The organism is Pseudomonas sp. P179 (assembly GCF_000478485.2).
In the GTDB taxonomy this organism is placed as follows: Bacteria; Pseudomonadota; Gammaproteobacteria; order Pseudomonadales; family Pseudomonadaceae; genus Pseudomonas; species Pseudomonas aeruginosa.
In genome coordinates this window covers 657,771-684,092 of sequence record NZ_KI517354.1, presented here as the reverse complement: position 1 = coordinate 684,092, position 26,322 = coordinate 657,771, and the positions used below count along the sequence as shown (strand labels likewise).

Sequence of the window (26,322 nt, the reverse complement as noted above, 5' to 3'; positions counted from 1 at the left end):
GGCGACGCTTACTGGCACATCCCAACCCACGTGGCCTTTGGTAGGGGTCACCACTAGGAGAGGAGGCGCCATGCCCATCATTACTCTTCCCGACGGCAGTCAACGTTCCTTCGATCACCCGGTCTCCGTGGCCGAGGTGGCCCAATCCATCGGCGCAGGCCTGGCCAAGGCGACCCTCGCCGGCAAGGTCGACGGCCGCCTGGTCGACGCCTGCGACACCATCGATCGCGACGCGACCCTGCAGATCATCACGCCCAAGGACGAGGAAGGACTGGAGATCATCCGCCACTCCTGCGCCCACCTGGTCGGCCATGCGGTCAAGCAGCTCTATCCGACCGCGAAGATGGTCATCGGCCCGGTGATCGAGGAAGGCTTCTACTACGACATCTTCTTCGAGCGCCCCTTCACCCCCGAGGACATGGCGGCGATCCAGCAGCGCATGCGCGAGCTGATCGACAAGGACTACGACGTGATCAAGAAGATGACCCCGCGCGCCGAGGTCATCGAGCTGTTCAAGTCCCGTGGCGAAGACTACAAGCTGCGCCTGATCGACGACATGCCGGACGAGAAGGCCATGGGCCTGTACTTCCATGAGGAGTACGTGGACATGTGCCGCGGCCCGCACGTGCCGAACACCCGCTTCCTCAAGGCGTTCCAGCTGACCAAGATTTCCGGCGCCTACTGGCGCGGCGACTCGAAGAACGAGCAGTTGCAACGCATCTACGGCACCGCCTGGGCCGACAAGAAGCAACTGGCGGCCTACATCCAGCGCATCGAAGAGGCCGAGAAGCGCGACCATCGCCGCATCGGCAAGCAGCTCGACCTGTTCCACCTGCAGGAAGAAGCGCCGGGCATGGTGTTCTGGCACCCGAATGGCTGGAGCGTCTACCAGGTGCTCGAGCAGTACATGCGCAAGGTCCAGCGCGACCATGGCTATGTCGAAGTGCGTACCCCGCAGGTGGTCGACCGCATCCTCTGGGAGCGTTCGGGCCACTGGTCGAACTACGCCGAGAACATGTTCACCACCTCCTCGGAAAGCCGCGACTACGCGGTCAAGCCGATGAACTGCCCGTGCCACGTGCAGATCTTCAACCAGGGCCTGAAGTCCTATCGCGACCTGCCGCTGCGCCTCGCCGAGTTCGGCGCCTGCCACCGCAACGAGCCGTCCGGCGCGCTGCACGGGATCATGCGTGTACGCGGCTTTACCCAGGACGACGCGCATATCTTCTGCACCGAAGAGCAGGTGAAGAAGGAAGCGGCCGATTTCATCAAGCTGACCTTGCAGGTCTACCGCGACTTCGGTTTCACCGACATCGCCATGAAGCTGTCGACCCGTCCGGCCAAGCGCGTCGGTTCCGACGAGCTGTGGGATCGCGCCGAAGGCGCGCTGGCCGATGCGCTGAACGAATCCGGCCTGGCCTGGGAATACCAGCCGGGCGAGGGCGCGTTCTATGGGCCAAAGATCGAGTTCACCCTGAAGGACTGCCTCGGCCGTAACTGGCAGTGCGGCACCCTGCAGTACGACCCGAACCTGCCGGAGCGCCTGGACGCCAGCTACATCGCCGAGGACAACAACCGTAAGCGCCCGGTGATGCTGCACCGTGCGATCCTCGGGTCCTTCGAGCGCTTCATCGGCATGCTCATCGAGCACTACGCCGGAGCCTTCCCGGCCTGGCTGGCGCCGACCCAGGCAGTGGTGATGAACATCACCGACAAGCAGGCCGATTTCGCCGCCGAGGTGGTGCGGATCCTCGGGGAAAGCGGATTCCGTGCCAAGTCCGACTTGAGAAACGAGAAGATCGGCTTTAAAATCCGCGAGCATACTTTGCTCAAGGTTCCCTATCTCTTGGTTATTGGAGATCGGGAAGTTGAATCGAAGGCCGTCGCGGTGCGTACGCGCGAAGGGGAAGACCTGGGCTCCATGCCCGTCACCCAGTTCGCTGAGCTGTTGGCACAGGCGGTTTCCCGGCGTGGTCGCCAAGACTCGGAGTAATCATTATTAAGCGTGAAATGAGACAGGATAAGCGAGCTCAACCGAAACCCCCGATCAACGAGAACATCTCGGCTCGTGAGGTACGGTTGATTGGAGCTGATGGCCAGCAGGTTGGTGTTGTTTCGATCGATGAGGCGATCCGCCTAGCCGAAGAGGCGAAGCTGGACCTGGTTGAGATTTCGGCCGACGCGGTGCCTCCTGTCTGCCGCATCATGGACTACGGCAAGCACCTGTTCGAGAAGAAGAAGCAGGCTGCGGTCGCCAAGAAGAACCAGAAGCAGGCGCAGGTCAAAGAAATCAAGTTTCGTCCAGGGACGGAAGAAGGGGATTACCAGGTAAAACTACGCAACCTGGTACGTTTCCTTAGTGAAGGGGACAAGGCCAAGGTATCCCTGCGATTCCGCGGCCGTGAGATGGCTCACCAGGAGCTGGGGATGGAGCTGTTGAAGCGGGTCGAAGCCGACCTCGTGGAGTACGGCACCGTCGAGCAGCATCCTAAGCTGGAAGGACGCCAGCTGATGATGGTCATCGCTCCCAAGAAGAAAAAGTAACCACCAGGGCACTGGCAGGCCTTGCGGTTATGCGTAATCACTCAATGCGGAGTATCCGAACATGCCAAAGATGAAGACCAAAAGTGGCGCGGCCAAGCGCTTCAAGAAGACTGCTGGTGGCCTCAAGCACAAGCACGCCTTCAAGAGCCACATCCTGACCAAGATGACCACCAAGCGTAAGCGTCAACTGCGCGGCACCTCGATGCTGAACAAGTCTGACGTTGCGCGCGTAGAACGCTCCCTGCGTCTGCGCTGATTATTAAGGTAGAGGATTAATTCATGGCTCGTGTTAAGCGTGGCGTTATCGCCCGTCGTCGTCACAAGAAAATTCTGAAGCTCGCCAAGGGCTACTACGGTGCACGCTCGCGCGTGTTCCGCGTTGCCAAGCAGGCGGTGATCAAGGCTGGCCAATACGCCTACCGTGACCGTCGTCAGCGCAAGCGTCAGTTCCGCGCACTGTGGATCGCCCGTATCAACGCTGGTGCTCGTCAGAACGGTCTGTCCTACAGCCGCCTGATCGCCGGCCTGAAAAAGGCGGCCATCGAGATCGACCGTAAGGTCCTGGCCGATCTGGCAGTGAACGAAAAAGCGGCGTTTACCGCGATTGTCGAGAAAGCGAAGGCAAGCTTGGCTTAAGCCCTACGACAATCACCGGACTTCGGTCCGGACGTAACGTCACCGATAGGGGAAGAGCCTTACCGCTCTTCCCCTATTTTGTATCTGGAGTCCATACATGGAAAACCTGGATGCGCTGGTCTCTCAAGCATTGGAGGCTGTGCGACACACCGAAGACGTCAATGCCCTGGAGCAGATCCGGGTTCACTACCTCGGCAAGAAAGGCGAACTGACCCAGGTGATGAAGACCCTGGGCGACCTGCCGGCCGAAGAGCGGCCGAAGGTCGGCGCGCTGATCAACGTGGCCAAGGAAAAGGTCCAGGATGCGCTGAACGCGCGTAAGACCGAGCTGGAAGGGGCCGCGCTGGCCGCCCGGCTGGCCGCGGAGCGCATCGATGTCACCCTGCCTGGTCGTGGCCAGCTGAGCGGCGGCCTGCATCCGGTCACCCGCACGCTGGAGCGCATCGAGCAGTGCTTCAGCCGCATCGGCTACGAAGTCGCCGAAGGCCCGGAGGTCGAAGACGACTACCACAACTTCGAAGCGCTCAACATTCCGGGCCACCACCCGGCGCGTGCCATGCACGACACTTTCTATTTCAATGCGAACATGCTGCTGCGTACCCACACCTCACCGGTGCAGGTGCGGACCATGGAGTCCCAGCAGCCGCCGATCCGCATTGTCTGCCCGGGGCGCGTCTACCGCTGCGACTCCGACCTGACCCACTCGCCGATGTTCCACCAGGTGGAAGGCCTGCTGGTGGACGAGGGCGTCAGCTTCGCCGACCTCAAGGGCACCATCGAGGAATTCCTCCGCGCCTTCTTCGAGAAGCAGCTCGAAGTGCGCTTCCGTCCGTCCTTCTTCCCCTTCACCGAGCCCTCGGCCGAAGTGGACATCCAGTGCGTGATCTGCAGCGGCAACGGCTGCCGCGTGTGCAAGCAGACCGGCTGGCTGGAAGTCATGGGTTGCGGCATGGTGCACCCGAACGTGCTGCGCATGTCCAACATCGATCCCGAGAAATTCCAGGGCTTCGCCTTCGGCATGGGCGCCGAGCGCCTGGCCATGCTGCGCTACGGGGTGAACGACCTGCGTCTGTTCTTCGATAACGATCTGCGCTTCCTCGGACAATTCCGCTAGGCCAGAACGCAACCGGATTCCTTAGGAGAACAGGATGAAATTCAGTGAAAAGTGGCTGCGGAGCTGGGCAAATCCGCAGGTTTCCCATGACGAGCTGGTCGCTCGCCTGTCCATGGTCGGCCTCGAGGTCGACGCCGACCTGCCGGTCGCCGGCGCCTTCAGCGGCGTGGTGGTCGGCGAGGTGCTCTCGACCGAACAGCATCCGGACGCCGACAAGCTACGCGTCTGCCAGGTCAGCAACGGCAGCGAGACCTTCCAGGTCGTCTGCGGTGCGCCCAACGTACGCGCGGGCCTGAAGATTCCCTTCGCCATGATCGGCGCCGAACTGCCGGGCGACTTCAAGATCAAGAAAGCCAAGCTGCGTGGCGTCGAGTCCTTCGGCATGCTCTGCTCGGCCAAGGAATTGCAGATCAGCGAAGAGAACGCCGGTCTGCTCGAGCTGCCGGCCGACGCGCCGGTCGGCCAGGACGTCCGCACCTACCTGGAGCTGGACGACTACACCATAGAGGTCGGCCTGACCCCGAACCGCGGTGACTGCCTGTCGCTCGCCGGCCTGGCCCGCGAAGTCAGCGCCATCTACGACGTACCGCTGGCGCCGGTGGCGGTGGACGCGGTCGCCGCGCAGCACGACGAGACCCGTCCGGTCGAACTCGCCGCGCCGGCCGCCTGCCCGCGCTATCTCGGCAGGGTGATCCGCAACGTCGACCTGAGCCGGTCGACCCCGTTGTGGATGGTCGAGCGCCTGCGCCGTTCCGACATCCGCAGCATCGACCCGGTGGTCGACGTCACCAACTACGTGATGATCGAACTGGGCCAGCCGATGCATGCCTTCGACCTTGCCGAGATCAACGGCGGCGTGCGCGTGCGCATGGCCGAGGGCGGCGAGAAGCTGGTCCTGCTCGACGGCCAGGAAATCACCCTGCGCGCCGACACCCTGGTGATCGCCGACCACCAGCGCGCCCTGGCCATCGCCGGGGTGATGGGTGGCGAGCACAGCGGCGTCAGCGACAGCACCCGCGACCTGTTCCTCGAAGCCGCGTTCTTCGACACCATCGCCCTGGCCGGCAAGGCCCGCTCCTATGGCCTGCACACCGACTCCTCGCACCGCTTCGAGCGCGGCGTCGACAGCCAGTTGGCGCGCAAGGCCATGGAGCGTGCGACGCGCCTGATCCTCGACATCGTCGGCGGCGAGCCGGGGCCGATCGTCGAGCAGGTCAGCGAAGCGCACCTGCCGAAGGTCGCGCCGATCACCCTGCGCGCCGAGCGCGTGACCCAGATGCTAGGCATGCCGCTGGACGCCGCCGAGATCGTGCGCCTGCTGCAAGCCCTGGAGCTGACGGTGGTAGCCGATGGGGAAGGGCAGTGGTCGGTCGGCGTACCGAGCCATCGCTTCGACATTTCCCTGGAAGTCGACCTGATCGAGGAGCTGGCCCGTCTCTACGGCTACAACCGCCTGCCGGTGCGCTACCCGCAGGCGCGCCTGGCGCCGAACAACAAGCCGGAAGCGCGCGCCGCGCTGCCGCTGCTGCGGCGCCTGCTGGTCGCCCGCGGCTACCAGGAAGCGATCACCTTCAGCTTCATCGATCCGGCCCTGTTCGAGCTGTTCGATCCGGGCACCCAGCCGCTGACCCTGGCCAACCCGATCTCCGCCGACATGGCGGCGATGCGTTCCAGCCTCTGGCCGGGCCTGGTCAAGGCGCTGCAGCACAACCTCAACCGCCAGCAGTCGCGGGTCCGCCTGTTCGAAAGTGGCCTGCGCTTCGTCGGTCAACTGGAAGGCCTGAAGCAGGAAGCCATGCTCGCCGGCGCCATCTGCGGCAAGCGCCTGCCGGAAGGCTGGGCCAACGGCCGTGACGGCGTGGACTTCTTCGACGCCAAGGCCGATGTCGAGGCAGTGCTGGCCAGTGCCGGCGCCCTCGGCGACTTCAGCTTCGTGCCCGGTGAGCACCCGGCGCTGCACCCGGGGCAGACCGCGCGCATCGAGCGGGACGGGCGGCTGGTCGGCTACCTGGGCGCGCTGCATCCGGAATTGGCGAAGAAACTCGACCTCGAGCAGCCGGTGTTCCTCTTCGAGCTGCTGCTGGCCGAAGTGGTCGACGGCCACCTGCCGAAGTTCCGCGAGCTGTCGCGCTTCCCCGAAGTGCGCCGCGACCTGGCGCTGCTGGTGGATCAGGACGTGCCGGCACAAGACATCCTGACACAAATCCGTGCGGCGGCCGGCGAATGGCTGACGGACCTCAGGCTGTTTGATGTGTATCACGGTAAAGGCATTGATCCGCATAGAAAAAGCCTTGCCGTCGGCTTGACCTGGCAGCATCCATCGCGCACTCTTAATGACGATGAAGTCAATAGCACGACGCAGAACATCGTCACGTCGTTGGAAGAAAGGTTCAATGCCACGTTAAGGAAATAGCGTATGGGGGCTCTGACGAAAGCTGAAATTGCGGAACGTCTGTACGAAGAGCTGGGCCTGAACAAACGGGAAGCCAAGGAGTTGGTGGAGCTGTTCTTCGAAGAGATCCGCCAGGCGCTGGAGCATAACGAGCAGGTCAAGTTGTCCGGTTTCGGCAACTTCGACCTGCGCGACAAGCGCCAGCGCCCCGGACGCAACCCGAAGACCGGCGAAGAAATCCCGATCACGGCCCGCCGCGTTGTCACCTTTCGTCCAGGGCAGAAACTGAAGGCCAGGGTTGAGGCATATGCTGGAACCAAGTCATAACGACGAGCTGCCACCGATTCCCGGCAAGCGCTACTTCACCATCGGCGAAGTCAGCGACTTGTGCGCGGTCAAGCCCCACGTGCTGCGCTACTGGGAGCAGGAGTTCCCGCAGCTCAACCCGGTGAAGCGCCGCGGAAATCGCCGCTATTATCAGCGCCAGGACGTGCTGATGATCCGCCAGATCCGCGCGCTCCTCTACGACCAGGGCTTCACCATCGGCGGGGCGCGCCAGCGCCTCTCCGGCGACGAGGCCAAGGACGACGTCACCCAGTACAAGCAGCTCATCCGCCAGATGATCGCCGAGCTGGAGGAAGTCCTACTGGTCCTGAAGAAGTGACGGAAGCAAAAAAAACTTCCACTTATCAGAAGCTTAGTATATAGTGCGGCTCACTTCGGAAGCACAGCCACTGAGCTTGGAAGTACAGTCGGGGCGTAGCGCAGCCTGGTAGCGCACTTGCATGGGGTGCAAGGGGTCGAGTGTTCGAATCACTCCGTCCCGACCAAATAACTCCACGACTTAGGCCAGTTCAGAGATGAGCTGGCCTTTTTCGTTTCAGGGACTTTTGCGGGACTTTTCATCCTGCCTTCCTCCTCAGTATTGTCAGCGCCGGTCCTCGCGAGTCCGTCGCTGATATCTTGTTGGCCTCATCGATCAGTTTTCCCAGCTCCGCCGCCGAGTAGTGACTGGTGATGCTGCCGTTCTTGTGGCCCAGCAGGGCCCGTCGGTCTTCCTCGGTGACGCCAGCTGCCCGAAGCCTTCTCCCGAAGGTGTGCTTCAGGTCGTGGATGCGGATCGAGGCGAATCCCTTCGGTGCCGGTCGCAGGAAGCGTTCCTGGTACTTCTTCGCAGCCCTGATCCGGGCCTTCTTCCATGCCGAATCGTTCATCCGATGAACCGGTGTCGCCTTGCCATTCCTGTCGGGCATCCCATACGGGAATACCCAGACCGGATCCAGGCCACGCTGCCCCTCGATTACTGACTTGGCCACCGTGTTCAGCACGACCAGCCGTTCCTCTCCGTTCTTCACACCTGATCCCTTGTCCCTACCTCCAAAGTCCGAAGGAATCAGGAACACGCTGGTATCCAACTCCGGTACCGGGATCTCCCAGTCCCACCTCAGCTTGACCACTTCTTGCTCCCGAGAGCCGCAGTTGACCTTGTAGAGCGCCATTCGGCGCAGGTGGTCCGGCAGTTCCGAGAACAGCAGCGATTGCTCTTCCCACGAAAGCGGGTAGGGGGGACGCCTCGACCGCTTCTCGTCCAGCTTGTTGATCATCGGTACCGTGTCCAGCCAGGGCCGTTTCTCTTCGTCACGCCATTTCCGGGCGCATAGGTTGAGAATGCGGATGACCTTCTCCAGGGCGATGTTCACCGTCCTTGGGGTTACACCAGGCTTCACCTTGCCGGTCGATGCCCTGCTCGGCTTCAGCTTGTCCTTGATGTACGGGGAAAGCGACTCGTCATCGACGTGCGTGAGCGGTAGGTCGCCGATGTAGGGGTCCAACTGTTCGAGGTAGATGGCGGCCAGGCCGATCGACGGCATGTCCTTATACTCCATCAGGTAGCGGGTCGCGGCTTCGCGCCAGCTCCTGACTCGGCGAATACCGTAGACCTTCTCCTGTCGGAGCTTCTCGAGCCGGTGTATCAGGTACTGTTCTGCTTCCTCCCGGTTGCTTGTTCCAGTGCTTTCTTGAAGTCGCTGACCTCTGACGACCTTGTCGACATGCCAGATTCCGTTTCTCTCGTAGAGGCCAGTGATGGTTTTTCGCGCCATGGTTTTTCTCCTTGGCGCTCGCTGCGGAATCGATCTTGTCCCTGGGCACCGTTCTTTTCAATAACCGCTCGTTCGATGTAGTCGTTTGCCCAGGCGTCCAGCTCCTCGCGATCAAAGCCGATGCCTTGCCGGCCTATGCGAAATTCGCGGACATATGGACGTACGGTCTTGTTGAATTCATCCCTGCACATCCCGAGATAAGCGGGCGCCGCCCCGGCCCGGATAACGCGTGGTGGGCAAGAAAGCCGGTTGGACAGGGGTTTCCTGCTGGCGTCTGACATGGCATCTGCCTCCTGGCATGAGGGTGTCATGTTCGAGACAGACCCGATGAAGGGGCAACCCGCTGTGGCGGGTTGCTGCATGTCCAGGCGAAGGTGCAGCCACGAGCGGCCAGGCGATGCGGGAGGCGACGATATCTTGATGTTGAGCGACAGGAGGATGGTGGGTGAATTCAGTTCTGCTAGGTGCCACGGATCGCGATGATCCGCCTGGGCAGGTGTCCCGGGAGGCACTCTACGATGAGGTGTGGCGTCATCCGATGCTCAGGGTGGCCGAGCGCTATGGGGTTTCGTCGAGCTTCATGGCGAGGGTCTGCACCTCCATGAACGTGCCGCGCCCGCCGCGCGGCCACTGGGCCAAGCTCGCGCATGGCAAGCCAAGTCCCCAGGTACCCTTGCCTGATGCACGCCCGGGAGACCATTTGATATGGCGAAGAGGCGATGCCCCAGGGCCGGCCAGGTATCCGCTTCCCAGACCGCCTGAGCGTCAGGTTGCCCGTCCGCGGCCACGTATTTCTCGCTCAGCCCGCCATCCCCTGGTCAGCGGTGTACGAGACCTTTTTACCAAGGGAAAGGTGATCGACAGTGGCTACCTGAAGCCTTCGCAGAGGCGCCTGGTGGATGTAGTGGTGTCGGAACCGATGCTCGACGATGCGCTGGATATGGCCAATGCCCTGTTCCTCAGACTGGAGGCCGCTGGATATCGGGTCATGCTCGCGCCGAGCGATCGCATCTATTCCCGCGCTTCTGTGGAGGAAAGGGAAAAGCCTGGAAAGACGGTTAACAATCGTTATCCAAGCCTTTGGCATCCCTCCAAGGCGACTGTCGTCTTCGTGGGTTCCGTCGCTATCGGCCTGACTCTTTTCGAGATGACCGAGGAGCTGGAGGCGCGGTACGTCGATGGGGAGTACATCCCGCTTGGCAAGCTACCGGCTACTGAGCGACGTCGTCTGATGCCCAGTTGGAGCTGGACCACACACAAGCACTTCGCTACCGGGCGTCTGTGCCTCCAGGCATTCAGTCCTTATCCAGTCGCGGATTGGGTGAATCGCTGGCCAGAGGTCAGGGCGCGCGAACTTCGGGGGCAACTGGACGAAATAGTCGACTACCTGGCAAAGGCGGCGACCACTATTGCTGGCCTGGTCGAGGAGGGTGAGCGTCAGGCTGAAATCCGAAGGCGGGAATGGGAAGAAGAGCGGCGGCGACTGGAAGAGCGGTGGGAGCGGGAGCGCCAGGAAAAGACCAAGGCCGAAGCCCGGCAAGAGCTGCTTGAGGCCATTCGTTCCTAGGATGACGTTCGGCGGATACAGGCATTCTTCCGCGAGGCTGAGGACGAAGCCTTGTCGCGAAAGAGTGAGGAGAGGGCGGGGCTGTTAAAGCGTCTGGCGATCGCCAGAGAGCTTGTCGGGGAAGTGGATACGCTCGGTATGTTGATGAAATGGCGGGGGCCAGAAGAACGATGATCACATGAGGGCTCGTGCGTCCTGCCAGTGCGTTTTATGGCTTTAGCTTGGGTTTCTCTCAAGCGCTATCCATAAGCATCATTCTGATGCAGGCCTTTTGCCTGCATATGCCATAAGATATTACTTCCAAGGCCGTTGTGAGCTGATCTCGCAGCGGCCAAGAAGATTGAGTGCTGCTGGAGCGTAAGAGGTTGCTCTTGCTCCTCGCAACAAGAGATTTGGCTGAATAAAGGAATTTCTTAGCCATGGATACTGCTGGAAATACTTTGCTGGAGTCTGACTGGGATGCAGATCAACTCCGAGTGATTGAGGAGGATGCAGATTCACGGCTGATCGTTGAGGCGGGCCCAGGAACCGGAAAGACGGCCGTCGCGTGCGCCCGCCTGGCCTATCTGATCAATGAAGAGGACATCGAGCCCAGCAATACATGGATGATCAGTTTCACGAGGACCGCAGTAGCAGAAATCCGTGCACGACTACATTCGTACGTCGGTGATGCGTCTTTTGCTATCCGGATTGCGACCATCGATTCGCATGCATGGTCCATCCACTCCGGGCATGATCCGAATGCCAGTCTGACCGGCTCGTACGAAGAGAATATTACGCGAGTCATTGAGCTGTTGAAGAACGACGAGGATATAGCAGATGAGCTGCTGCAGATCGAGCACGTCGTTATTGATGAAGCGCAGGATCTCGTCGGACAGCGAGCGGACCTGATCGAGGCTCTAGTGGGGCGGCTGCCGTCGGACTGTGGTATCACGGTGTTCGCCGATGAGGCCCAGGCAATCTATGGCTTCTCTGACAACAGTATCGGGAGTCGCAGAAAAGAGGCAGGCTGCAAATCTGATTTGCCCTTGCTTGATCGTTTGCAGGCTGGAGAAAAATTGGGGTTCACTACGCTGGCCCTGAAGGAGATCTATCGCACGTCCTCTCCCGGTCTTAAGAAGATCTTTTCGGAGTTGCGGCAGGACATTCTCGACAAACAAAAGCACGGCAGCGGATTGCACGCCGAGACGGCGCAAAGAATTCGAGAGCTGGCCGACGAGAGCGGATTAAAATGGACTGACATGAAGGTTGCTAACTTTACCAGCGACGACCTTCTGCTTTTCAGAACACGTGCCGAAGTGCTCATGGCGTCTCAGTTCTGTGATCTTCCCCATCGGTTGCGCGTGTCAGGGTATGGCGCAACCCTGCCCGCATGGCTGGCGATCTGTTTCTCGGACTTTGTCGAACTGTTCCTCGTAGAGCGGCACTTTTTCGACCTTTGGGCGGCGCGTATAGAAAACAAGGTTTCGCCTCCGTATGGGCCTGCTGAGGCTTGGCAGCATCTCATGCGCGTTGCTGGGCGCCAGGATGGTTCCATCGATATGCAGAGGCTCAGGCGGCGGTTGGGTCAGACTCGCCCCCCGGTCGAGCTAACTCTCCCAGAATATGGTCTGCATGGACCGATAGTTGGGACTATTCACGCGAGCAAAGGACGCGAGGCGAGCAACGTTGTTCTCATCCTGCCGAGCGTTTCGGAATTCGAGAGCGTCGAGGATGAGATTGAAGAGGCTCGCATACTCTTTGTCGGCGCCACGCGCGCGCGCTCATCTCTAATCGTCGGAGAGCGTAGTCCCTTTAGAGCATCAACCTTGGCATCAGGTAGGGCTCATCGCTCAACCAAGAAAGGCCAATCAACGATGGTCGAGATTGGTCGTAGCGGTGATATCACAGCACGTGGTCTTGTAGGTCACAGCGAGTTTCGCGAAGCCGATGCTTTGGCAGGACAGGCTTTTCTGACCAAAGTCGTCGATGTAGTCACCACCTACAAGCTGGAAGCCGATCCCGACCTGGATTGGCGCTACAGGATATATGCCGGCAACGAGAGGCTCTGCGTTGGTGTGCTATCGCGCAAACTCACGTACGACCTCTGGGAGATACTCGAGAACAGGAACCAGAAGCGTAGCCACAAGCCTCCAACCTACGTGAATCATGTGAGAGGTCAGGGGTGTGCAACGATCGTACTAAGCCCGGATGACAATGAGCTTGAGACACTTAATGAGCCCTGGGCTTCTTCCGGTTTCGTCCTGTCACCTAGAGTTGCGGCGTTCCCTCCCTTCACCTTTTTCGGTCGGAGATAGTCTCATGCAGGATAAATCACTCGACAGGGATATCGTCGCCTGTCGGCTCTTTGAGGACCTGATCGGACCACGTGTAGAGAATGAGGAGCTGACCGCGCGCCCATCCGATGTCTATCTCACCGGCATCCTTTGGCCCCAGCGTACGGCGATGGCGGGGGAGGACGATGATCGCCTCGGAACCGCGGGGGCGAGTTCGGTAGAGGACAGCGACAGTGAGAGCGATGCAGTCAGAACCGGATCGATCCAGAAACCGTCTGTAGCAGGCATATCGTTCAGCGCTACATCCTCCGCCGTACCGCAAGTACAGGTTATCTGCAGCTTTGCTACGTACCGGATAGAACAACGTGACGGTGGTGACATCTGGATTCGCCAGCCGCACAGAATAGAAATCCCGGTCCTTGACCTGTCAGCCGGACCGCCTCGCCAGATTGCGCTTGCGGTACACGGTAAAGGACTCCCCAACGTTTCACTTAGTGTCCGATGCATCAATGCTGGCGGGGCTGTTCTGGTCACTCTTTCGCTCGTGAATTCGATAGTTCCAGAGCAAAGCCGAAACGAGATTGAGGCCGCGTCGCTTTTCCAGACATCGCTTCGCGTCCAGCCTTGCAAAGGCACATTGCTGGTTCCGAAACCTCCCCGTCGGGGGTTGTCGAGACACCAAGATGAAGCCAATGGGAGCGCCGCGATCAGCGATGAGGAAAGCGGGGCTCTGCTGTATAGAAATGTGGCAGAGTTCGCTGTTGGGCATGTCTGCTCCGCCGAATGGGAATCCTCCGAACAGGTGGCAGGGGCTCTCTCCACTGCGCGTTGGGTCGGGACGACATGGCTGCCATCAGCCATTGTTGAGGGCGTTGACCCGAATGGTCATGTTTTTTTCTCTGAGCTGGGCAATGAGAGCGGCGCGCTCGATCCTCTCTCGGCCGAGGCATTGGCCTTGGCCGATACAGCGTCTCTCCAACAGGCCCTGCAGCTTTTCTGCGACGCCTACGATCGCTGGGTACAGTTGCAGCTGAAGCGGCTTGATGACATGGCAGACGTGAGCCGTGAGCTTAAGTACATCGCTCAGATGCACCTGGTCCGCTGCGAAGAGGCGCTCGGACGTATGCGGGCATCAGTCCTTGAACTTCTCACGAATCCGCGGCTCCGGCGTGCCTTTCAGCTGGCGAACTTCGCCATGCACCTGCAGCACTCATGGGACAGTTCCAAGAGCCGCCACGGTCCTCTGCGTTGGAGACCGTTCCAGCTGGGATTCCTGCTGCTGAGCGCTCCGTCATCAGTGGCGCGTGACCACGAGCATAGAGGGGTCATGGACCTCCTATGGTTCCCCACTGGTGGAGGCAAGACCGAAGCATACCTTGCGCTGATCGCATGCATCGCCGTCTATCGCCGCCTCTCCGATGATCCGAATGACCACGGGGGTGTCTGCGCCTTGATGCGCTACACACTTCGCTTGCTGACCACCCAGCAATTTGCACGGTCTGCCGCAATGATAGTGGCCTTGGAAGCGATACGCTCCGGGAGAGTATCTTCTCCCGCTGGCCTGCCGTTGCAAGGGGATGAGCCGTTTTCGATCGGGCTGTGGGTGGGCGGAGACGCTACACCGAACAAGCGTGCGGTTGCCTTCGCCTCACTTCAAGGGGCTTTGGAGGTTTCATCTCCAAAGCAGCTCTCCCGGTGCCCGGTCTGTGGCGAGAAACTGAAATGGTCGATGGCAAGCGCGATCTCACCTGTTGATGTTGAATGCACGAACAGGTCATGCAAGATGTGCGGGGTTTTGCCGGTCTTCACCGTCGACGAGGATGTCTACGACAACCGGCCGACCCTGCTTATAGGAACGGCTGACAAGTTTGCCCAGGTCATCCGCGAGAAAAGAACCAACAGCCTATTTGGTGTTTGGGACGGCGCTCCGCCTGATCTTATCATCCAAGATGAGCTGCACCTCATCTCGGGTCCCTTGGGGACAATCGCTGGAACCTATGAAGCGGCATTTGACCTGATGTTCGCCGCGCGCGGGCATCGGGCAAAGATTATCGGCTCGACAGCGACGATCCGCAGAGCGTCGGAGCAGGTGTTGGCTCTTTTTGACCGCGAAGCATTCCAGTTCCCTCCGCCAGCGATCGATCACGACGACTCTGGTTTCGCGGTTCGTGATCGTCGACCGAAGGCAGTGGGAAGGCGATATCTCGGTGTCACGACGGCGGGTCGATCGGCAAAGTTTACCCTGCAGGCCGTCGCAGGTTCCCTGCTGCAAACTGCTTTTGGGGCATTCAGCGATGATGTCCGTCGAGACGCCTACTGGACACTCGTTGGGTACTTCAACTCACTTCGCGAGCTTGGCGGAGCGCTCGTCCTCATGCAGGACGACGTCACCGACAGTATTGCGCTCTACGCTGATGCTCGCTCCGAAGAAAGAAGGCCTCTCAGCAACGTTGAGGAGCTCACATCCCGGAGAACACAGGAAGAAATCCGCGGGATGCTCGACCTTCTCGACATCAAAGTCGGGCTTCCGGGGGCTGTCGACGCTGTTCTTGCGACAAATATGGTCAGCGTCGGTGTGGACATTTCCCGACTGGGTCTCATGTTGGTCAATGGGCAACCCAAGACTATCGCCGAGTACATCCAGTCGACTAGCCGGGTCGGGCGGGGAGATGTTAGCGGACTTGTTGTCCCGGTCCTCAACAACGCCAAGGCTCGTGATCGTTCGCATTTCGAAACGTTCTGCAGCTGGCACCGCACCCTTTACAGGGACGTGGAGGCGACTAGCGTTACTCCCTTCGCATCACGGGCTCGCGACCGGGCGCTGCATGCGGCGCTGGTGGCTGCAGTACGTCATCTCGTACCAGGCATGCTCGACTCTCCACAAATGGATGACGACGCAGAGGATCTGGCGATGGATCTCATCGACCGGATCGTCGAGCGTGCAGATCGGATCGATCCAGAAGAGATAGCTGTTCGGGAAGAGCTTGAACGTCGTCTCGACACATGGAGGGCAAGATCCCCTACTGTCTACTGGAGCGACTACAAGGGAGGGAAATCCCTTCTTCAGAGCGCCGAGCGTGCAGCCGCTCGCCGAGCTGCTGGCCGCGATACCGGCGCAGCTTGGCCGACCCTCAACTCCATGCGGACTGTAGAGGCCGGAACCCCTTTCAGGATGGCCCCTGCCCTCAGGGTAAAGGATGATACACATGAAGAATGACCTTCAGGATCTGCGGCGTAGTGCAGTTGTCTCGACATTTGGTCCTGGCTCGGTAGTGGACTTTCGGGCGGGGGGCGGAGCCGTCTCTGGAATCGCTGCGGGACTTGAGGAATGGGATCGCTCCTTTCCTCCTGCTGGTTTGGCCCACCCACAGGTCATACGCGAGACGCGCTTGCAGAAGAAGCTTGGTGTGAAGGGCTTCAGAACGCCCCCTGTGACGCTGGAGCGTAGGAAGGATGATGATCCGGATAATCGACGTCTCGTTGCTGTGCGCTTCCCTAAATGGCTGCAATGCCCTAGCTGCGACGTCATCAAGCCGGAACGGCGTTGGAAGAACGATCCGGGCCATGCTTATCGTTACTGTCCGACATGCACGGAAAAAGCCCATGGCGACAGCAAGGTTTTCGTCATCCCCGTCCGTTTCGTCATGGCCTGTAAGCATGGCCATGTAGATGAGTTTCCCTGGGACTGGTGGGTGGGGCACAAACCTGAGTGCCGGGTGGCGCAGCGTGACAACGTAGACCGTCACCCTGGGCTGATGCTGCAATCCGAGAGTCCCGGTCTCGCTGGGCTTATCCTCAGTTGCCCGAAATGCGGTGCACGCCGGTCAATGGACGGGGTTTTCTCAAAGAAGACCTGGGAGTATGGGCCGAAATGTCGGGGGTATCGACCATGGCTGGCCGACGGCGATGAAGTCTGTGGTAAGGAACAGAACGCGGTCCAGCGCGGCGCGTCCAACCTGTACTTTGCGGTGACGGAGTCAGCACTCAGCATCCCGCCGTGGTCCGACCGTCTTCAGGAAGTCTTGGGCGATTGGTGGAGCTCTCTCACGAATCTCGATGATTTATCAAGGTTGGAGGACTACATCGGCTTTCTTGCGAAAGGTGATCTGGAAAACATTTTGAAGGATCTGGAAATGTCGCCAGCGGACCTGGCAGAGGCGATCAGAAACCGCCTTGCATCGTATGGGCAGCTCCGAACCGACGATTTGCGCCCGGCAGAATATCGACAGTTCGTCACCGAGCCAGGTCGTAGTCGGACTCCAGACATCGACTTCGAAACCCGAAGAGAAATCGTATCTCCGGAAATCGCTCCATGGATCTTTCGAGTTGTACGAGCGGTCCGTCTTCGGGAAGTTCGCGCCATCAAAGGATTCACCCGGATCAATCCGCCTGGCGATCCCGACTCGCCCGAGGTAGCGCGGCTTTCAAAGGAGCCACTTGAATGGCTCCCTGCCATCGACGTCCGCGGCGAGGGCATCTTTCTCGCTTTAAACGAAGAGCGGCTATCAATTTGGGAAAACCGTCCTGATGTTATTGCACGTGCCTCCGAGTGTGAGATTCGGCATCAGGCGGACTGGAAGGAACGGTACGGCGACGACACCAAGCCGTTGCAAGCGATCACCCCTCGATACATGCTCTGCCACACGCTTGCGCATGCACTCATGCGCCAACTTACGCTGGAATGTGGATACTCCTCAGCGTCCCTTCAAGAGAGGATCTATGCCGGGAGTGGCGATGAGCAGATGGCCGGGCTTCTGATTTATACGGCGACACCGGATTCGGACGGAACGCTTGGCGGACTTCAGCGGCAGGGAAAGACAGGGCGCATAGAGGGCATTCTTCAGCGCGCGATTGACGCGATCGAGTGGTGTTCATCCGACCCGCTTTGCATCACGGACATGATGGCAGCGATCAACAGTTACTCGCACTCAGTGTGCCATGCTTGCTGTCTTGCTCCAGAGACATCATGCGAAGCTTTCAACAGCTTCTTAGACCGTGCCCTTTTGATCGGTGACGGTACAGGCTCTGGACTCGGATATTTCGAAGACATGCTTAGGAGAGACTGATGGCAGTACTCTGGCCAAGGAAACTGCCACGATCGGTACTGGATGACCCGAGGCGCCGCGCTGAGGTTCGCGTATACAACCGCCTGGCAGAGGTTCTCAACGATACCTTTCATGTCTTCTACTCGAGTCCTTGGCTGGGTACCGACAGGCTGGGGAACGAGAAAGATGGCGAATGCGACTTTCTCGTTGCACATCCTGATCACGGTATCCTTGCGATTGAGGTCAAAGGGGGGAAGGAGATTTCCTTCGATCCAAAGGACTCTCAGTGGCGCAGCACTGACCACGGCAATTTTGTCCACAAGATCAAGGATCCAGTAGCGCAGGCGCGAGGCGCTAAGCATGAGATTCTCAGCCGTCTTAATAGGTCAGCCAGATGGCCAAAGCGTTTCATACATGCCGCTCATGGTGTGATCTTCCCGAGTGCCGGTTCTCCCCGAGGCGACCTCGGAGCTGATCGCCCGGCCTGGGTGTTCTGCTGCTCACTTCAGTTTGAGCAGAGGCTGGGCGAATGGATCGCCGACCGTTTGAAGGCGGGACATCGGCCTAACAACTGCCAACCGCTTGGTCGTGACGGCATTGCGGCGCTGGAAAGAATACTGGCGCACCCCTTCACCCTTAGTTTCCGGATTGGGGCTGCTCTAGCGGAAGCTGATACGGAGTTTCGCGTCCTTGAACCGTCCCAGTACCATGTATTGGATATCATCCGTGATATACCGAGAGCTCTAATCCGGGGTGGGGCAGGGACTGGCAAGACTGTGGTGGCGATCGAGGAAGCGCTCAGGTCCGCCGCAGCAGGTCGCAGGACTCTACTGACTTGTCATAGTCGCCCGTTGGCAACAAACCTTGAGCGAAAACTGAAAGACGTTGAAAATCTAACAGTTGCTGGATTTCATGCGTTGTGCGGGCGCATCTCGCGTCAGGCGGGGATCCCGATACCGTCCGATACCTGTGAGCAGGATCTCTACGACAGTGCCCTACCAAACGCGCTCTATTGTGCGATGGAGATCCAGCCTGCGCTAAAGTGGGACACCATTATTGTCGATGAAGGCCAAGATTTCCGTGCTGAATGGTGGGTCGCGATCGACGCCTGTCTCACTAGCAGTGGAAGTCTTCGCGTTTTCTTGGATAGCAATCAGAAAGTTTACGACAGCGCCGGGAATGGTGTTCATGATCTGAGCGTGGTCCCGGTTAGGCTTTCTCGAAATCTTCGCAACACGAAGAACATCCACCAGGCCGCTTCGACACATTATTCGGGCCCCGAGATAATCGCCGATGGGCCCGATGGTCTCGAGGTCTCTTGGCTCAGCGCTGATAGTCCTGATTCGAAAATCGCTGCTGCCTACAGAGAGCTTCGACGACTCGTACATAACGAGGAAGTAGCTCCTGGTGACATTGCAGTCCTTGTCAATGGGCCTCTGGCCCGGACAAGCTTTCTCGAAAAAAGTAGTGGAACAAATATTCCGTTTACAGACGCCGAATCCATGGTACTCGAAGACGTGGTCGTAGATACAGTACGGCGGTACAAGGGGCTGGAGCGGTCGGCAGTAATTCTCATCGTCAGCGGCGAGGAAATGGAGCAGCGTGAGCTTGCCTATGTCGCGCTTTCAAGAGCTCGGGCCTACTTGTGTATTGTGTGTTCCGAAGATGATGAGCGATGGCTTTCAGGCAAGGAAAATCGCGACACTTGACGCACTCCCAATCCACTATCGTGGGTGATAGTTGTAGTGGTCAACCCATCCCGGACAGTGGGTTGAGTTTTTCTTCGGCCACCGCAGGTGGTTGAATTGATGCGGCCTGATCCAGTTGTAGCGGTGCATCAAGTAATGACTGATGTCCCGTTGGGCCTCCTGCGCCGTCAGGTAACCCGTTGACGGGACCCACTCCGACTTCAGACTGCGGAACAGGCGCTCCATCGGCGAGTTATCCCAGCAATTCCCTCGGCGACTCATGCTCTGCTGCATCCGATAGCGCCAGAGCCGTTGCCGAAACAGGCGGCTGGCGTACTGGCTGCCCTGGTCTGAATGGAACAGCACCTGCTGTGGCTTGCCGCGCTGTTCGTAGGCCATGTCCAGGGCCTTGATCACCAGTTCGGCATCCGGCTTGGCCGAGAACGCCCAGCCGATCACCCGCCGGGTATGCAGATCCAGCACCGCGGCCAGGTAGTGCCAACGGCCTTGCGCCCAGACGTAGGTGATGTCGCCACACCACACCTGATTGGGATGCTCGGTCGCGAATTCGCGGTTCAGCCGATTCGGGATATCCGGCCGCTCAACCGTGGCGCGTGCGAGCCCGGTTGCTTGCTAACCAGGCCCAGCTCACGCATCAACCGACGCACTCGGAAACGGCCGATGATCACGCCCTCTTCGCGCAGCATGCCCAGAATGCTGCGGCTGCCGGCCGAGCCCCGACTCTGGCTGAACAACTGGTTGACCTGGCTGCGTAGCGCCACGCGGCGAGCATCGACACGCCGCCGTCGAAGACGGTGGACGTAGTAGCAAGACCGCGCCACATCGAAAGCTGAACAGACCACTTCCACCGACTCCTGCTCACTCAACTGGTCTATCAGCGCGTACGATTGAGTTCGTCCGACATCAAGAGAGCGGTAGCCTTTTTTAATATCGCTTTCTCCCGCTCCAACCGGTTGATCCGGGCTTCCAGCTCCTGGATCTTTTGCTGCTCAGGCGTCAACGCCTTGCTCTTCGGGGTCACACCCTGGCGCTCCGCCTCGAGCTGCTTCACCCAACGGCGCAAGGCCGAATCCACTACCCCCAGCGAACGGCAGGCGTCGATATGGCTGTAGCCTTGGTCCAGCACCAAGGCGGCAGCCTCTCGTTTGAACTCGGCGGAAAACATACGTCGTTGCTTGCTCATCAGACACCTCTCTCACGGCGAGGATTTTCGCCTAAATCGGTGTCCGGGATCAGTAGACCACTACAACCACTACATATCTAGCCGTGCGCTAAACAACTGTTAGGATAATTCGGTGATATCACCTAGCTCAGAAGAGTAGGAGGTGTCCCTTACTCTCCACCAGCATTCGATTTTCTTGGCCCACTCGGAGATCATTTTCCCGCCGGCTCCTCGATGAAGTGCGTCATTGACCTCTTCCGCCCATATCGCGATCTGGCGATGAAGTTGCGGTGATATCGATTGTTCTTGCCAGATGCGGTTCAGATTGAGGGTCGCTCCCAGCTTGAGCGCTAGAATCGAAACTGTGTAGGACGTGATGTTGGCTTGGAATGCCGGGAACATGGGGCGGATGATCTTGTGAGCTGACTTGAACAGGATTGCCTTCGCGATCATCTGTTTGTACTGCTCTTGATCCGGTATCACGTTCTCACCAGCACTTTCCCTTTCCATCAACTCATCCATGAATGCCTGGAAGTTTTTCTGACTGCCGAGACTGACGATATGTGGCTTCTGATCCCAAGCAAAAAGAAACTTGGCTAGGTCGGGCTTGGTGAGTTTGCGGTAAGGGGGAATTGTCGCCTGGAGCTTTTTCTTCTGCGTTGGGGTAGTTGCTTCCTTCTCCAGCATCACCTTGTAGCTGCCAGCTGAGCGCTCGTAGAACCAGCGCCCAACGCCATCGGGGCAGTAAGTACGCATGGACAGTTTTTCCAGCTCGCGATGGAAGGGCTTGTTGGCGGAAAGATCGGACTGTTTGACAACGTTCTGACTGTTCGCATACCGCGAAATATTGGCAATCAGTTCCTCATCGTCAGCCTGTCCGGAGCGTAGCACGATGATCTTGGCTGGAACCCGCACACTCGTAAGATCGATGTCCGGATGCTTTTTCTTGGCGAAGTAGATGGATGCAGTAGTCTGGCCGCCATTGACTATCTGCATGCCCTGGAGCCAGAGAATGCCTGTCGAGCCATCTGCCGCGGTGTCGAGCTTGGCTTGGTCGGCAACAACGACGATGCCGTTGTTATAGGCCATGAAACGGTCAGGGTGGTCGCGCAGGCTGTCACGGATTCCCTTATTGACTCCCTTGCTGCTAACTCCCAGAAAGGAGCGCACGTTTGCTTCGAGGATCCGCGGGCCATACTTTTCGTAAAGGAACCGCAGGGCCTCGCCGGGCACGGCTGTCAGGGCGTAGTCATACTCATCGTCACCGGATCCAGGAACCCACACGCTAGGAAGGGCAGTCCCGCAGATGTCCCTGAAGTTTACTACCAGTTCATCCCGAGGACGCCCCTGCTGCCAGTGGTTGAAGAGGCGTTGAATGTCCATGATCTCTAGGCGGACCTGCTTGCCCTCGACCTCCTGCGGTGCATAGTTTCTCGTTTTGGCTACGGCATCCGTGATGACGAAAATACGGATGCTATCCAGCGTCTTGAAGATGCGCTCGACTTCGGTAACAAGGGCATAGGCATCGTTGGTTTCATCGAGCTTGCCGGATAGCTGGCCTGTTGCGCAGAACCTCAGAAACTGCAGCCCTTCTTTGGCAGCCTTTCCTGCTTCGGAATCTGGAAGCGGCTCTAGCTCATCTACTCCCTTGTACAGACTGACAAAAAGATCGAGACGGTCTGGGTTGCCAGAATCATCAGTAGTGTCGGAGACGGAGTAGCCGCTGATTTTTACCTTGTACGTACCTACCTTCGCTTCGTAATGGCAGACAGTTGGTTCAAAGGTGATTCCCTCGTCAGCCATGTGCGTCATCACATGCTCGGTGAATACGGCCTCAGGAGGAATGGGGGCTTCCCCTGGGCCTATATCTTTTTCAACTTCATCGCGGATCGCGGCCTGCGTCTCACGCAGAAAGTCGACGAGCTCCATCAAACGACTCCTAATTGTTCGAGTACATCATCCAGTGTGTGGTTGTTTGCCGTAACGAGAGAAAGATCCAGCTCATATGCGGCATGGCGAATTGCCGACGAAACGTTGAAGGGGGTTAGCCTGGGAAACTCCCCGTCCACCAGATGCAACCTTGTGTCGGCCAGCAGGAATCGACGTGTATAGACTGCCGCGTGCATGTCCAGATATCCGGCCTTATGGAGAGCCAGCTCAAAAAGGCGCATTGCGGCGGGGTCAGCGTCAAGGCGCTGCCGAGTTGCATCAACGAGCTCAGTGAGCGTTTTACCCGCCTCCTGAGCGCTGAATCGAAGCCCGGCCAGAAAGAGAGGCGGGGAGTTAGTGTCATCCAACTGCTCAAGTGAGCCAATCCGAACAGGGAAGCCGTCCGGAATCATTGTCGACTTGATTTCCACGCTGCCAAGTCCGATCTGGAAGTCGTGCAATCCGTCATGCGGACCTTTCCATGCATCCACTGCCGTAAACTGAAGGATCCCCGCATCCAGCAGAAGATTCAGAAATCGCAGCTCTCCGACCAGCCCCAGCTCCTTCTCTGGGCCCAAGCCTTCTCGTCCCTGACGCATGAACTCCTGCCAGCCCCGCACCCGCCCGAGAAAGCGCTGATAAAGCGTTTCCTCGGGAGAATCGCTGAATGACTGGAGCAGGTGCACGATATCGGAGACTACCTTGGCAAACAGTTCAAGACTGCCCGCGGGCTGACGAACAATGGCGAGCCAACTGTGGTTGCCGCCAGTTTCGCCGAGCGTGGCTCGCTCCATACGGAAGCCCTGCCCTTGGGGAAGCTGAGTCGCCGGTGCGATTTTTGTAGTAGCAAATCCAACCAGAACCGCTTCCTCGTTACCTGGTGAGTGTCGGGCCGCCTTGATTCGGCAGGAGCCCGTCTGCTGAACCAGATCTATTGAGCGCCAGCCGGGAGTGGCGGCGTTGCCGGGCAGTGCTCTCCAGACTCCCAGAATTTCGAGGTCACTCACTTGAGCCATACTGCTGCTCCCAAAGCACATTGGTGACTAGATAGGGCACGGATTTGCCGGCATTGCTGGAAGGGAAGCTGATGGCAAATGCCACGACAGGTGTAGTTACACCGGTGACGTTTGAGTCCTCGGGTTCCAGTAATGAAATGATCAGGAGCCCTTTATCCGGTCGAGGTTTTATCCCATCTGCGCCTAGGCCTTTTACATGCCTGATTGCAGGGCCATTGGGGGTCTCGGGGGGCTCTTTGCGTCTGGATCGTCCCGGGTCCTTCACCCAGGCCCGTTTGGTTAACTCAAGCGCTGCGTTCCATCCGGCCTCATCAAGATCCATGGCCTCGTCTTGGGGGGATAGCAGTCTGCCGATGGAGTATTTGCCTTCTCCTTCGGTTGCCTTGTTCTGTCGCTGCATCATTCTGACTGGACTGCCGACGATATCGAGTGTCTTCTCTGTCCCACCGCCTATGACTGCCACCGTCCAAGATGTCAGTTCCCCGGAAAAACTCATTTCTTCAATGAAGTCTGCCAGAAGATCACTCTTTACCTTTCTGGAGTCGGGATGGGTCTGATAACCACGCAGGAAGCGCGTAACCGATTGCGCTGTTGCGTCGGGCCACTGAATCCCGCTCCAGCTATCCTTCTTGCCATTTCGCTGCTGCGGGGGGATTGAGGAGGGACTTCCAAGCTCATCGGCAAGGGCCATGAGAGCTGACAGATTCTTTTCCAGAATATCCTTGTCGGTGTAAAAGCTTACAGTCTCGACTACATCGCCACTGAAAGAGAGATACAAGGTTTTGGCCGTGCGCATCTTCAGCGGCGATGTGACCATAAGAACTGGGTGAGAGCGCACCTTGAGGCCATATTCTCTGGGCGTCAGCCTGCTTTCCATCATGAAGTCGAACTCGGCCCGCAACTCCTCAGCGGCGTCGGCAATATGTTCGAACCACTCGACCAAGTCATTGGTCGTGTACAGGCGGCACAAATCGAGGTAGCCCGGCCGATAACCAAACCAGCGCCCCATCTGCATCAGGGTGTCGTACATCTTGGATGCGCGCAGGAAGTAGCTGGTGCAAAGTCCTTCGAGGGTTAGCCCCCGGGCAAGCTTGTCGCCGCCGATGGCGATGACTTTCAGCCCGGTTGCACTGTCGGCATAGTCAAGAGCATCCGTGGCCTTGCCGTTGATCATGCGCACATCGATTTCATCAAGCACATCCAGCAGTACAGCCTCGATGTCCTGCCAAGATGTGGAAGGGTGGCGGGACTCTTCTTCTATCTGGGCTTCGATCTCGAGGCTGGTGCTGAGAAAGTCTCTTTCCCAGAGGCTCCTCAATTCGGCCAATGCGCTCAGATGGTCCGTGCGTCTCCGGAATCGCTGCTTCAGGCCGTGAACGTAGCCCAGAACCTGGCGGTGGACATGCTGCTGCACCTGATTGAATCTGGTTACGTGAATCAGCATCGAGCTGTGCTGGGGGCCCTGTCCACGAAGGCCTCTGATCGCGCATGAAAGAACGAATGCGTGTACGGCCTCGATTAGGGAGGCAGGCATTGCGTCCTGACCTTCAAGCAGTGGGATATGGCTGCTTTTGTGGCTGACCGGCATCCAGCCACTCTTGCCGTCTTGGGAGCACTGATCCTTAACTATTCGGACCAGGTTCAGTGCACCTGTGCGTCCGCTCTCACCGGCGAGTCCGAATACCCTCGAAGGCCCTACATAGCTGGACGGCGCCGAGAGATTGGTGATGAAGGCGGAGGGGAACAGGTCCGGGCCTTCCTTGGCGGTTTCACCATGCTCGTGAATGTAGATGTTGGCGAATGGGGTAGCGGTATAGCCGACATAAGCCTTTCTTGAGAACGCATGGAGAATCTGGCGGATCAGGCTGTTGATGGCTGTCGGCTCATGATCCAGATCGGGGTTGCCGTCTTCGTCGACAACCTTCTCGCCAGTGTCGACAGATGCGTGGTCGGCCTCGTCATCAATTATCAGCAACGGCAGATGTGTAACGAGCGGGCGACCGCTTTCCGGATCCTTGGTTTCGGCTACATGGGACTGGATCCAGTTGAGCAGCCGCGTCAGAACCGTCTTGTTCTTCTTGACGACAAACAGCCACGGGCGCTGCTCCGGAGATACGCCCAGATTCTTTGCAAACTTGGTGTTGAAGTCGCCGGTTTCCGTTCTGTTGGTCACATACTGGGGGCGCAGTGCCGGAGATGGGTCGATTTTGCCGACCCCGATGAGTTTGTTTCCTTCACCTTCGATGGCACTTGTTTCGTAGCCCAGAAAGCCTTCGTCCAGACGCATCTGGGTCTGTGCTCGCAGGTTGTTGTGCAGCCCCGCAAGCACAATGATGATCTTGTAACCGGCATCTGCTGCCTTGCAGATGAGGCCAGTGTAGTTGCCGGTCTTGCCCGACTGTACATGGCCAACCACCATCCCTCGTCGATCCCAAGCACCATCTCGCTTTGGGTCTTCAAGCATCGACAGAACGTTGTCAGTGGTCTTGTCCAGTGCTTCCATGGCGCTGAGGGGCAGTTTCAGCTCCTGCCACTCACGGTAGCGCCGCCAGTATCGCCAGTCCTTTTTCCGATCGCTTGGTTGCCAAGGCTCATGCCCAGTGGTGTCAATCAGGGATGAGTCATCCCCAACCCAGACACTGAAGCGTCTGATCAGCTCCTCCGTGACCGAGTCGCGATCCAGACCCTTGGCCTTTCCCGGCATTATCTTCAGCACCATGTCGATCTTCTGGGAAATGAGCTGAGGGGTGATCGCCGACTTGTCCTTTTCATCAGCCAGCATTTCCTGAACGAACTTGACCACACTCCATTTGTTTTCCTCAGACATGAG

General features: G+C 58.7%; 18 protein-coding genes, 1 tRNA gene and 1 pseudogene. 15 read left to right on the top strand and 5 right to left on the bottom strand.

The features are described from left to right. Positions 1–70: 70 nt before the first annotated feature. The 9 genes from thrS to HMPREF1224_RS15580 all read left to right on the top strand — a co-directional run bounded on the left by thrS (position 71) and on the right by HMPREF1224_RS15580 (position 7,516). Positions 71–1,993, top strand: a complete 1,923-nt coding sequence (thrS, locus tag HMPREF1224_RS15620; protein ID WP_003090677.1) for a threonine--tRNA ligase — start codon at positions 71–73, stop codon at positions 1,991–1,993. Further along, complete coding sequence (infC, locus tag HMPREF1224_RS15615; RefSeq protein ID WP_003119938.1) at positions 1,993–2,544, top strand: translation initiation factor IF-3; 552 nt, start codon at positions 1,993–1,995, stop codon at positions 2,542–2,544. The genes thrS and infC overlap by 1 nt, the downstream gene beginning before the upstream one ends. Positions 2,545–2,605: 61 nt before the next feature. Beyond that, a complete protein-coding gene (gene rpmI / locus HMPREF1224_RS15610) occupies positions 2,606–2,800 on the top strand; it encodes a 50S ribosomal protein L35 (RefSeq protein ID WP_003090673.1) in 195 nt (64 codons plus the stop codon). 23 nt (positions 2,801–2,823) lie between these two features. Continuing rightward, the gene (gene rplT / locus HMPREF1224_RS15605) at positions 2,824–3,180 is read left to right on the top strand and encodes a 50S ribosomal protein L20 (RefSeq protein WP_003099086.1); all 357 of its coding nucleotides are present in this window, start codon (positions 2,824–2,826) and stop codon (positions 3,178–3,180) included. A 97-nt stretch (positions 3,181–3,277) separates the two neighbouring features. Continuing rightward, entirely contained in the window at positions 3,278–4,294 is a 1,017-nt protein-coding gene (gene pheS / locus HMPREF1224_RS15600) for a phenylalanine--tRNA ligase subunit alpha (RefSeq protein WP_003090666.1), read from the top strand. A 34-nt stretch (positions 4,295–4,328) separates the two neighbouring features. Further along, positions 4,329–6,707 (top strand): phenylalanine--tRNA ligase subunit beta, encoded by a 2,379-nt coding sequence (gene pheT / locus HMPREF1224_RS15595; protein ID WP_010793110.1) that lies wholly within the window; start codon positions 4,329–4,331, stop codon positions 6,705–6,707. A gap of 3 nt (positions 6,708–6,710) precedes the next feature. Continuing rightward, positions 6,711–7,013, top strand: a complete 303-nt coding sequence (gene ihfA / locus HMPREF1224_RS15590) for an integration host factor subunit alpha (RefSeq protein WP_003090661.1) — start codon at positions 6,711–6,713, stop codon at positions 7,011–7,013. Further along, entirely contained in the window at positions 6,994–7,350 is a 357-nt protein-coding gene (locus tag HMPREF1224_RS15585) for a MerR family transcriptional regulator (RefSeq protein ID WP_003090655.1), read from the top strand. The genes ihfA and HMPREF1224_RS15585 overlap by 20 nt, the downstream gene beginning before the upstream one ends. A gap of 89 nt (positions 7,351–7,439) precedes the next feature. Beyond that, a tRNA-Pro gene (locus tag HMPREF1224_RS15580) sits at positions 7,440–7,516 on the top strand. A gap of 72 nt (positions 7,517–7,588) precedes the next feature. Here HMPREF1224_RS15580 and HMPREF1224_RS15575 read toward each other — a convergent pair. Continuing rightward, entirely contained in the window at positions 7,589–8,788 is a 1,200-nt protein-coding gene (locus HMPREF1224_RS15575; RefSeq protein WP_003451890.1) for a tyrosine-type recombinase/integrase, read from the bottom strand. Between the two features lie 35 nt (positions 8,789–8,823). On the opposite strand from HMPREF1224_RS15575, the gene HMPREF1224_RS46150 reads away from it, so the two are divergent. The 6 genes from HMPREF1224_RS46150 (at position 8,824) to HMPREF1224_RS44015 (ending at position 19,385) form a co-directional block, all read left to right on the top strand. Then, positions 8,824–9,066: a hypothetical protein gene (locus tag HMPREF1224_RS46150; RefSeq protein ID WP_153565748.1), complete on the top strand. Its 243-nt coding sequence runs from the start codon at positions 8,824–8,826 to the stop codon at positions 9,064–9,066. Between the two features lie 575 nt (positions 9,067–9,641). Further along, positions 9,642–10,355: a hypothetical protein gene (locus HMPREF1224_RS0111900; protein WP_003451888.1), complete on the top strand. Its 714-nt coding sequence runs from the start codon at positions 9,642–9,644 to the stop codon at positions 10,353–10,355. 419 nt (positions 10,356–10,774) lie between these two features. Further along, the gene (locus tag HMPREF1224_RS15570; protein WP_010793108.1) at positions 10,775–12,652 is read left to right on the top strand and encodes a UvrD-helicase domain-containing protein; all 1,878 of its coding nucleotides are present in this window, start codon (positions 10,775–10,777) and stop codon (positions 12,650–12,652) included. A 4-nt stretch (positions 12,653–12,656) separates the two neighbouring features. Next, positions 12,657–15,848 carry a helicase-related protein gene (locus HMPREF1224_RS15565; protein WP_010793107.1) on the top strand — a complete coding sequence of 1,064 codons (3,192 nt, stop codon included), beginning with the start codon at positions 12,657–12,659 and terminating at the stop codon, positions 15,846–15,848. Next, positions 15,838–17,697, top strand: a complete 1,860-nt coding sequence (gene drmB, locus HMPREF1224_RS15560; RefSeq protein ID WP_010793106.1) for a DUF1998 domain-containing protein — start codon at positions 15,838–15,840, stop codon at positions 17,695–17,697. The genes HMPREF1224_RS15565 and drmB overlap by 11 nt, the downstream gene beginning before the upstream one ends. Further along, the gene (locus HMPREF1224_RS44015; protein WP_010793105.1) at positions 17,697–19,385 is read left to right on the top strand and encodes a nuclease-related domain-containing DEAD/DEAH box helicase; all 1,689 of its coding nucleotides are present in this window, start codon (positions 17,697–17,699) and stop codon (positions 19,383–19,385) included. Before drmB ends, HMPREF1224_RS44015 begins: the two co-directional genes overlap by 1 nt. Positions 19,386–19,425: 40 nt before the next feature. Here HMPREF1224_RS44015 and HMPREF1224_RS0111890 read toward each other — a convergent pair. The 4 genes and pseudogenes from HMPREF1224_RS0111890 to HMPREF1224_RS15540 all read right to left on the bottom strand — a co-directional run bounded on the left by HMPREF1224_RS0111890 (position 19,426) and on the right by HMPREF1224_RS15540 (position 26,319). Next, positions 19,426–20,568 (bottom strand): annotated as a pseudogene (locus HMPREF1224_RS0111890) (IS3 family transposase). 99 nt (positions 20,569–20,667) lie between these two features. Next, positions 20,668–22,476 carry an AIPR family protein gene (locus tag HMPREF1224_RS15550; RefSeq protein WP_003451876.1) on the bottom strand — a complete coding sequence of 603 codons (1,809 nt, stop codon included), beginning with the start codon at positions 22,474–22,476 and terminating at the stop codon, positions 20,668–20,670. After that, positions 22,476–23,492 (bottom strand): PD-(D/E)XK motif protein, encoded by a 1,017-nt coding sequence (locus HMPREF1224_RS15545; protein ID WP_010793101.1) that lies wholly within the window; start codon positions 23,490–23,492, stop codon positions 22,476–22,478. The genes HMPREF1224_RS15550 and HMPREF1224_RS15545 overlap by 1 nt, the downstream gene beginning before the upstream one ends. Continuing rightward, a complete protein-coding gene (locus HMPREF1224_RS15540; protein WP_010793100.1) occupies positions 23,476–26,319 on the bottom strand; it encodes a Z1 domain-containing protein in 2,844 nt (947 codons plus the stop codon). The genes HMPREF1224_RS15545 and HMPREF1224_RS15540 overlap by 17 nt, the downstream gene beginning before the upstream one ends. Between the last annotated feature and the right edge of the window lie 3 nt (positions 26,320–26,322).

Bases quoted from the DNA above. Each gene is read 5' to 3' on its own strand.
- thrS (WP_003090677.1), top strand. From the start codon at position 71: ATGCCCATCATTACTCTTCCCGACGGCAGTCAACGTTCCTTCGATCAC.
- rpmI (WP_003090673.1), top strand. From the start codon at position 2,606: ATGCCAAAGATGAAGACCAAAAGTGGCGCGGCCAAGCGCTTCAAGAAG.
- rplT (WP_003099086.1), top strand. From the start codon at position 2,824: ATGGCTCGTGTTAAGCGTGGCGTTATCGCCCGTCGTCGTCACAAGAAA.
- pheS (WP_003090666.1), top strand. From the start codon at position 3,278: ATGGAAAACCTGGATGCGCTGGTCTCTCAAGCATTGGAGGCTGTGCGA.
- pheT (WP_010793110.1), top strand. From the start codon at position 4,329: ATGAAATTCAGTGAAAAGTGGCTGCGGAGCTGGGCAAATCCGCAGGTT.
- ihfA (WP_003090661.1), top strand. From the start codon at position 6,711: ATGGGGGCTCTGACGAAAGCTGAAATTGCGGAACGTCTGTACGAAGAG.
- HMPREF1224_RS15585 (WP_003090655.1), top strand. From the start codon at position 6,994: ATGCTGGAACCAAGTCATAACGACGAGCTGCCACCGATTCCCGGCAAG.
- HMPREF1224_RS15575 (WP_003451890.1), bottom strand. From the start codon at position 8,788: ATGGCGCGAAAAACCATCACTGGCCTCTACGAGAGAAACGGAATCTGG.
- HMPREF1224_RS15570 (WP_010793108.1), top strand. From the start codon at position 10,775: ATGGATACTGCTGGAAATACTTTGCTGGAGTCTGACTGGGATGCAGAT.
- HMPREF1224_RS15565 (WP_010793107.1), top strand. From the start codon at position 12,657: ATGCAGGATAAATCACTCGACAGGGATATCGTCGCCTGTCGGCTCTTT.
- drmB (WP_010793106.1), top strand. From the start codon at position 15,838: ATGAAGAATGACCTTCAGGATCTGCGGCGTAGTGCAGTTGTCTCGACA.
- HMPREF1224_RS44015 (WP_010793105.1), top strand. From the start codon at position 17,697: ATGGCAGTACTCTGGCCAAGGAAACTGCCACGATCGGTACTGGATGAC.
- HMPREF1224_RS15550 (WP_003451876.1), bottom strand. From the start codon at position 22,476: ATGGAGCTCGTCGACTTTCTGCGTGAGACGCAGGCCGCGATCCGCGAT.
- HMPREF1224_RS15545 (WP_010793101.1), bottom strand. From the start codon at position 23,492: ATGGCTCAAGTGAGTGACCTCGAAATTCTGGGAGTCTGGAGAGCACTG.
- HMPREF1224_RS15540 (WP_010793100.1), bottom strand. From the start codon at position 26,319: ATGTCTGAGGAAAACAAATGGAGTGTGGTCAAGTTCGTTCAGGAAATG.